This is a genomic window from Deinococcus sp., from assembly GCF_018260405.1.
Lineage (GTDB): Bacteria > Deinococcota > Deinococci > Deinococcales > Deinococcaceae > Deinococcus.
Window position 1 is genome coordinate 1 of record NZ_JAGLBG010000096.1, and the last position, 8,079, is coordinate 8,079.

The 8,079-nt window shown below is 56.6% G+C and carries 7 protein-coding genes; all 7 read right to left on the minus strand.

All coding sequences use genetic code 11. The features are described from left to right. Window positions 1–30 precede the first annotated feature (30 nt). Window positions 31–3,069, minus strand: a complete 3,039-nt coding sequence (locus tag QZ269_RS10890; protein WP_291426734.1) for a hypothetical protein — start codon at window positions 3,067–3,069, stop codon at window positions 31–33. A gap of 317 nt (window positions 3,070–3,386) precedes the next feature. Then, a complete protein-coding gene (locus QZ269_RS10895; RefSeq protein ID WP_291426735.1) occupies window positions 3,387–4,289 on the minus strand; it encodes a DUF4007 family protein in 903 nt (300 codons plus the stop codon). A 185-nt stretch (window positions 4,290–4,474) separates the two neighbouring features. Continuing rightward, window positions 4,475–5,410 (minus strand): tyrosine-type recombinase/integrase, encoded by a 936-nt coding sequence (locus QZ269_RS10900; protein ID WP_367272278.1) that lies wholly within the window; start codon window positions 5,408–5,410, stop codon window positions 4,475–4,477. Then, entirely contained in the window at window positions 5,407–5,844 is a 438-nt protein-coding gene (locus QZ269_RS10905; protein ID WP_291426737.1) for a type II toxin-antitoxin system VapC family toxin, read from the minus strand. Before QZ269_RS10905 ends, QZ269_RS10900 begins: the two co-directional genes overlap by 4 nt. Window positions 5,845–5,864: 20 nt before the next feature. After that, on the minus strand, window positions 5,865–6,122 hold the full coding sequence (locus tag QZ269_RS10910) for a type II toxin-antitoxin system Phd/YefM family antitoxin (RefSeq protein ID WP_291426738.1): 258 nt from the start codon (window positions 6,120–6,122) through the stop codon (window positions 5,865–5,867). 116 nt (window positions 6,123–6,238) lie between these two features. Continuing rightward, window positions 6,239–6,595 carry a hypothetical protein gene (locus tag QZ269_RS10915; RefSeq protein WP_291426739.1) on the minus strand — a complete coding sequence of 119 codons (357 nt, stop codon included), beginning with the start codon at window positions 6,593–6,595 and terminating at the stop codon, window positions 6,239–6,241. Continuing rightward, window positions 6,595–7,203, minus strand: a complete 609-nt coding sequence (locus QZ269_RS10920; protein WP_291426740.1) for a ParA family protein — start codon at window positions 7,201–7,203, stop codon at window positions 6,595–6,597. The genes QZ269_RS10915 and QZ269_RS10920 overlap by 1 nt, the downstream gene beginning before the upstream one ends. Window positions 7,204–8,079: the final 876 nt, after the last annotated feature.

The window sequence follows — 8,079 nt, forward strand, 5'->3', positions numbered from 1 at the left end:
CTACCCTGACGGCCCACTTGTGGCGTGTGCTTAGGCTTGATTTGTGTCGGGCGTGTCGTCGAGTTCCTGAAGCAGTTGCAAGAGGGCCAGTCGCAAGGCGGCTCTGTCCGTTTGGCTGAGGGTCTTGGGCCTCAGTGTTTCTTGAAGGTGCTTGGCGTACTGGGTTTTCTGTTTTTCCACGTCGGGGGTGGCGTGACCGAGTTGTTCGGCGGCGGCACGGTAGGTTTGGGCGATTTTGGTGACTTGGGTGGGGAAGCGCTCAGCGTCGGCATCCGTCCAAGAGCGTGGTGAACGTCCGGCAATTAGGGCCAACACGCCGTCTAGCACGCTGGCTTGGTCGCCTGTGGCGCTGAGTCGGTTAATGAGGGGAATTAGGCTGGTGGGGAGCGGGCGCTCCTGTAGTTCTTGAGCCTGAGCAATAAGTTCTTGCCACCCCTGCTTATTGGGTGAGAAGCCTAGGGCGTTGAGCAGGGTGCTGCGGGCCTGATTGGTTTGCTTGGGTGCATGTTCGGCCCAACTGGTGTTGGCTGCGTTCAGCGCATCGAAGAACGTTTCAACTTGCTGTTCGTCGGCGTCCGCATCAGTCAGAGGTGGCAGGCCGAGCGCTTCGGGAATGTCTTGGAACAGCAGTTGTTCGGGGCTACGGGCTTGGTTGAAGCTATCACGCAGGCGAAGGACTTCTTCGGGAAGGCGTTTGGTGCGCTGGGCCGTATCGGGAAGACTCTTCACGCCTTTATAAAGAGCACGGACAACAGGGACTAGGGCGGGTTCGGTGTTGTAACCGCGTGCCATGCGTTGAATCACGGCGGCGCGTGCGCCCTTAAGTTCGCTGCCCATGACGGCGAACAGTTCGGGGCGGCGCATCAGGACTTCCATATCAGCAATGCCAGGTTCAGGGACGAAATTACCGTCGCGGTAGAAGCTGATTTCGTCTGGGTGCGCTTGCATGAATGCCGCAAGGAGAATGGGGAAGAGTCCAGCCGTGAGACCGTAAGGTGGGCCGTTCAATTGCTGGAACAGCGTGGCAACATTCAGGGGCTGCGTGGCCGTGAAAATGGCGTTAGCCAAGGCGTTCCAGACGGGGGTTAGGTTGGTTGGGTGTTCTTTAGGCGGGTCAACGAATTGCCATTCGCTCGCCTCATCGTAGGGATTAACGGGCGTGTGCAGTTGGCCTTCGCGCAGAATGCTCTCGTACATGCTGCGTTCCGGCATGAAGTGATCGCTGTCCATCCCTAGTCTTTCGCGGTGACGCCTTTCGGGGTCGAACATGGCCTCGATCAAGGTTCGGCGTCCAGCAGCGGCGGCAGACGATGGGTTGCGGCGGTTAATGAGTTCGTTCAAGATACGCGGCGACTCGTTATAAAGGCCGTCCAGAACTTCGGAGAGGAATTGCACGGCGGAGCGTGGTGTGGGAATGTCCATTTCTTCGCCGGTGTACCAGTAAGAGGCCTGACTTCCTTCTGGTAGCGGGCGGGGGTCAAGGAGTTGCTCCACATTGCTACTCAGTAACGCTTCCATCTGTGCGAGGCGTTCAGCCACTTCGCGGCGGGCTACGCGGTCATCCCGAAGTTCAGGAGTGGTTTCCTTCAGCCAGTGCAGTGCGCGAACTTCAATGGCGGCTTCGCGCAGGGTCTCCAATTGCTGTGGAATGACCACGATCAGGTCTTCACGCTCGGTCACTTCAGGGCTGGCGGCCCAGGTTTTAAAGCCCTCTGCTTCTTCTAAGTTGCCGGGGAGGGCGCACAGCACCACACCTTCTCCGCCTGCATCGGGTTTGATAGCCTTCACGCTGCCGGGCGTGTCAGCGTAATGCAGTTCAAAGTAACGCAGGGTGCCTATACCAAAGGAGTGCCTGCGGGCCACCAGTGGGCGGCGGGGCAAGTGTTTCTCCAGAATTTCGGACAGGGCTAGGCTGGCGCTGGCGGTCCGGCGGCCCTCTTCAAGAATGGCTTCTACATCAATGTCGCTGCCTTCCCAGATGCGGTAGGTGCTGTTGTAGTTGCGGTAAACGATCAGCGATTGCTGATGCAGGCGCTCTAGCGAGGCACGGACTTCGGAACTATCTAATTCATCCTGTAGGGCAACACAAATCAACTCGAACGTAGCGTGCAGTGCACCCATGTCGCCCAGAATGCCAAGCAGACCAATGGTCTTCAGGGTCTGAATATCGCCTGGGGCCAAGTCGGGCTGACGTTGCACGGCGTCTAGCACCTCTATCCATCGGCGGGCAAACAGGTGCCGTGAGAGGCTGGGAAGCAGATTCTCTACAAAGTAATCGAAGAGGTCGGCCAAGCGGATTAATTCTTGATTTTTGCGAGTGGCCCACAGGGCAGATACAGCGTGTGGCTCACCACTGAGCAGGTAGGCGAACAGAGAACGCTCGTTTTGTGCGAACCGCCTGAACAGGAAAGGCAGGGCAATCAGAGTCGTGGGGTGCAATGGTGCTGCGTCACCAGCCAGCGCACCTATGGTCTTTGTAACTTGTTGCAGCTCCATAAGGCCCTGAGCGGCCTTTTGGGCCAGTTCGCGGAGTTTCTTGTTAGGTTGCGGTTGCAGCGCCCCAATGGCCTGTCCCGCCAGCCGCATTTGTTGCTCGGGGGGCTCTAAGAAGGCCACATCACTGAAACGGCCCTGTACTTTGCCCCACTCTTTGCGGGCCGAGGCCATCAGGTGTTCGCCGTACTGCTCAAAACCCTGATGCAGTACCCCAATGAACAGCAGAGGCGTAGAACCGCTCCGAGCTGCTACTTCAGCAAGTTCTTGCAGCAGGTAAATGTCATCACTGCCGTAGCGGGCCTCGAATTCCAGTCCCTTGCCCAATTCATCGAAAATGATGACCAACCCGCCGAAGCCGCCTTCTAACGCGGCCTCCTTGAGTTCCTCAACTGCTTTCAAAACCGTACGGGAATCAAAGCCGTTCTCAGCCGCCAGCAGCTCTTGCTGTAAGCGCAGAGCAAGTTTTTTCCCTTTGCTGAACGAGGCGGCAGCCTCAGCCAAGCCTTCCAACAGCAGCACACTCAATCGTGCGCGGCGCAGGGTCAGCGGCACAGGAAGCAGGGGGCGGGACAATACTCCGCTGACATCTCTGGCAAGTAACCCATCCACCTTCTGAAGCATGCGGAAAGCTTCCCCTGTGGGATCATTGACCAGCCGGGAAAGATAAACTGCAAAGGCAGATTTTCCCGTTCCATACGGCCCAGTCAGAGTCAATGCCCTTTCGGTTCCCTCGACTCTTAGTGCCGTCACAATGCGCTTCAGTACCAATCTAACCTGTGGCGTGATAATGTAACCATCCAGCGCGTGTTCTGCGTGCATGTCGGCTTCTAACCGAACCGAACGTAAGTAACGGGAGGCCGGAGCGCCCTGCTCCTGCGTGGCAAGCGCAGTCACGCTTGACTCCCATAAAAGCTTATCAAAATATCCAATTTATTCACTTCCCGGCGTAAGTAAATTTGCTTCAAACCCGCCGTATCATCCATCTCAATGGCTTGCTCGGTCAGCTCTTGAACAGCTTCAATCGCTTCAATGACGGCGTTCTCGTTCAGCTTAAACGCCTGCCCCGGACTGCCTTGGGCATACAGCACATCATGCAGGGGAACAGTCTGCCGCGCTCCAGCGTTCTTCTCCAGAAATTCCAACAGCGCGAAGGCAAAGATGGAGGTGGGAAGTGAACGCTTAGGGCCAAACACGAAACCGTACCGCTCACCATCGTCGTACTGCTGGATCAAGCCCAGCTCCACTAGAGGGCAGTCAAACGAGTCCTCGGCCACACCAGACTTAGCAGTCTTGGCAGGCAAGTAGGTACGCACAAAACAGTCCACATCCCGTTCAATGGTTGAGAGTTTGTTCTTCGCCTCATGCCGCTCCGCCCAGTCGGAAAGCTGCATGACCAATTCCGCCTTGGTAAAGTCCCGACGCGGATAACCAAAAAAGGCGTAATACCAAGTTGCTGCCTTCGTGGGGTTGTTTACCAGCCACCAATGAATCAACCAAAGCGAGCCTATTTCCTCAAGGTGTTCATCCCACTCATTCAGCAGAAGTTTCCCTAGGGCGCTGGGTTCTACTTCTCCGCGCCCAGTTTCCTCCAGCACCTGAGTTGCCGCCCCCCAGTAACGGATGCTCTGCACCATATTCTTTCCCACCCCCAGAGCCACTAGGGCCAGCGGCTGAGAGAAAAACTGTGGGTGTTCTCCTGCGCCGATCATGGCCTTTTGTAACCAGCCGTAGCGGAAAGGGAACGTTTCGTGGCCGGAAAAGCCGAGTTTGATGGAGGCAGTAAGCGTGGACACAACCAGAAAAGTATAGGCGAGGAGTGGTTGTCTTACGGCACTTGAATTGTGGATTCACTCCACTGGTCAGCGTTATTCCAAAAGACTTCTTCAAGGCTGGCCGTGGACTTGGTTTTGCTGGTTTTACGGGCGCTGTCTGTCATATATGGCTCAGTTTAGTGGCCAGAGAGTTCGGCAGAGGCGATCTACCAGTTCTTAAGGACGTTGGTTAGCGACGTATCGGCCCACTTGGCATAAACCCTTGTGGTTTCAATGCTGGAATGTCCGAGATGCCGTGCAGCGTCTTCCAGCCCCAGAGTCCCAGCGATTTTTGTACCTGCATAGTGCCGAAAGGCGTGGAAGCCTTTGCTTTCCACGCCAGCTAGTCGCGCAATTCGGGCCAGACGCTTGCGGGCCGCTTCCTGAGTACCCCCAATGATCAGCCCTGTACTCCTTCCCTGCCTAAAGTCCGCAAGGGAGGCGACTAGCGTGCCAGAGAGTACTACCCGTCTACTTTTCCCGCCTTTGCCCCGCTGCACCAGCAAGGACTGAGTTTGCAAATCTTCCCATTTCAGGCCTAATGCCTCGCTGATTCGTAGACCGCCGTGAGCACAAAGCAAAATCAGCACCTGGTCACGCAGTGGAGCGTGACTCAGCAAAGCGCTAACCTCATCCTCGGGGTAGGGAGACCGCTTATCCCATGCGGCCACCTTATCTTTCATGGGCCGAGCATCGCTGAAAGGGTCAGCCTCCGTGACCCCGGCCCAGCGCAAAGCCCGAAACAGGGCACGGGCCGCTGCGAGGTGAACGCGGACACTCGCAGGCTTGAGTCCCTCCGTTTCCAGACTGCGGACGTAGACGGCTCCAGCATCTCGCCCAGGCCGCAGTAGATTGACCGTCCGAAGCTGAGCATGAGCCAGAAAGCGGACAATTCCTTCACGGTAAGCACGGGCTGTTCGGGGAGACATTCCAGCCCCAGCGCCCCCATACAAAAAGGTATAGGCCTCGGTCAGAGACCACAGTTCGCCAGTCTCATACCCCTGAGCGGCCAGGACAGCCCGGCGTCTCCTCTCCCCTGTCTCCAGCTCACTCCATCGTCTGGCTCCAGAAAGAGTGTCGCCCTCGTAAATTGCCAGGGTCATGATGACTGTTCTCCAACGGAATACCCCCAGGGATCATAAGTTGTTATGGGGAATACCCCAAAATCACGCGCATTGCGCGTGACCAGAGTCAGTCGGTGGACACTGGCGGTAGCAGCCAGCAACGCATCTATGGCTAAGCCTGTCCGTGCCCTTACCGCAGGAAGTGCCATCAGTTCTCCCCAGCGTCGAATCACCATTTCATCGAGTGGTAAAACCCTTCCAGTGTACTGAGGCAAAAGCTGACCATCGAGCCAGTTGCGAAGTTTGATGGCGCGGGCAGGGTGTTCTACCTGCAAGATGCCCCGCTCGATTTCTCCCACGGTTATCAGACTGAGAAAGGTCTGTGACTGCTCCAACAGGGATAAATAGGCGAGAACGCTCGCAGAAGGCTTTGGTCTGGTCACTTCGCTGACGACGTTGGTATCCAGAAGCAACCTGACTGTGGGAACTGGAGTCACAATGTCAGATCCCGCAGGTCTGAAGTACGGTCACGTTCAAAGAGGTCTTCTTCGGGCATATCGCTGAAATCGAAGTTTCCCAGCAGGGCACTCAGCGCACTGACCTTATGGGGAAGTTCGCTTTCTTCTTTCACACCATTCACCACCGCGACCGCTTTGCCATGACGGGTAATGACCTGGGGTTCCAGTTCCGCGTCACGCACCAGTTGAGAAAGTTGAGACTTAGCTTCCTCCAATTTCCAGATTCTGGTCATAGAACCTCCGTTTCAACCAGTTTATAGAAAAATCTGGTCAGAATATTTGAAATTGGTGAGATGACTTCTAGGGTTATGCTAACAGGACTTAGCAGAACTACAGGGTTCGCAGGATATCAGCGCCCCACTTTCATGAGCCGCGCGGTCACCTCTGCCCGGAATGCCTCATCTCTCTCCAAAGCATGGAGCAGTTCTTCAAGCACCGCTTCCTGGCTAACGGGCCACCCCGCCCGCTTGAGATCCATGACGTACCCGTCGAGCATTGATTTCTGGGATGGCTTGATTCGGGTACTGAAAGCTCGCCGTTCTTCTTTAGCTGGGGCTGCCGGAATTGCTGTCATGAGGGGCAACACACTGGGCAACACTTCCGAGGGGGCTTCCTGGTCCTTCTGTGGCCTTGCTGGTTTTTTCTCTTCTGGCACGTCTTTTGGAGCGGTAACAAAGGAGCTGAAACGAGATTTGGGCGTTGCCATCAGCACACCTCCACAGTCAGACCCAGCACGTCAGCCCAGGCATTTTCAGAGCGTGCGTCGGAGGCGTCCTTGACCAGTACACCCTGCTCATGCGCTCGCTCGTGCGCGGTATAACGGCGGATGACTGTCTCACAGACTGGAAATCCGGCAGCCCGCAGTTCATCGCGTGCGGCCTGCCCCACGGTGCCCACAGGCTGGGCCTTAGTGATGACGACGCGCACCCGCTCCATATCGCCACCAGCGGCTACGAGTTGCGTGAGCAGTCGGCCAGTTGCCTCCACTTCGACACTGTTAGGAGCCGTGGGGATCAGAACGACATCCGCTGATTTGGTCAAGTTGACGATGTCGTCCAAGGCTGGGCGGCCCTCCGTGTCTACGACCAGGTAGCGGATGCCCTGTGGAATCGCCTCACCCTCTTTAAGGGCCGTGACCTTGAGGTTTCCCCGCTGCACCCAGCCGCTACTGGTCTGAATAGCAGAGTCGGCGTCCAGCAAGGCAGTTTTGCCTTTAAGCGCGAGTGCACCCGCAAGGTTGACGGCGAGGGTGCTTTTGCCCACTCCACCTTTGAGGGACGTGAGTGCAACAACGAATGGTTTCTTGGCTGCCATACTGAAAGTCTATATGTTTACACTCCTGTTGTCATTTTTTCATTCGTGAAAGAATGAGTGAAAGAATATATGAGTGAGTCTAGTAATCCTATCAAGGTAGTTGCTACGGCTGAGCTGCGGGGTTGCCACATCAATATCGCAGACGGCGGAGAGGACACAGTCCTTGCGCAAAGAATTGCTCAGCAAAATACTCAACAAATTCTTTCATGAATGTATGAGTGTATGAGAGAGTATCTAGCCCAAGATCAGGGTGCGCCGTGCAATGTCGCCACGCTGACTCCCCACCGAGCGTCGCAAGAGCCTTTCCATCCTACTTCAATCGCGAATTTTTATAAATGAAAGAATGAAAGAATACATGAGTATTTGCTTGAAAAATTTCACAAGCCAGGGGGGCGTGTTCTCCCCCCGTCACTTGTCTGCCCTGCCCCAACTTTTCCCACGTCGCCCGCTCATTCTGCCCCGCGTGCTCTGCCCGGCCTCATGCCTGCCCGTTTCCGGGCCTCGCCGTGCCCGGCCTGAACTCGTTCCCACTCCGCTTATCGGGGGGGCCTTGCTGGCCTTCCTGTGGCCTCGCCTCTCCGCTCGCCGCCCGCTGCCGTGCCGTCCTCCCTGATCTGCCCCCCCCTTCGGGAATCTTTTCGGTTGTTGACCCCGTGCCCGGACTGAAGACCTGCGCCTCACCCGCTCGGCCCTGGTGTCTGGTGTCCGGCTCCGCCCCTTCGGTCTCACGGTCTGACCTCACTCACCTGTCCAGCTCCGTGTCCAGCTCCGGTCTCTGGTCTGCTGGTGTTCACTCCCGCCTCTCGACTCGTCGCCCGACCTCGCGGCCTGACCTGCTTCCCCTCTGGAATCTTTTGCGCCCCGGCTCCTGACCTT

What these genes read in the sequence shown, in the direction of transcription:
- QZ269_RS10915 (WP_291426739.1), bottom strand. Translation starts at nt 6,595, where the DNA reads ATGGCAACGCCCAAATCTCGTTTCAGCTCCTTTGTTACCGCTCCAAAA.
- QZ269_RS10900 (WP_367272278.1), bottom strand. Translation starts at nt 5,410, where the DNA reads ATGACCCTGGCAATTTACGAGGGCGACACTCTTTCTGGAGCCAGACGA.
- QZ269_RS10920 (WP_291426740.1), bottom strand. Translation starts at nt 7,203, where the DNA reads ATGGCAGCCAAGAAACCATTCGTTGTTGCACTCACGTCCCTCAAAGGT.
- QZ269_RS10910 (WP_291426738.1), bottom strand. Translation starts at nt 6,122, where the DNA reads ATGACCAGAATCTGGAAATTGGAGGAAGCTAAGTCTCAACTTTCTCAA.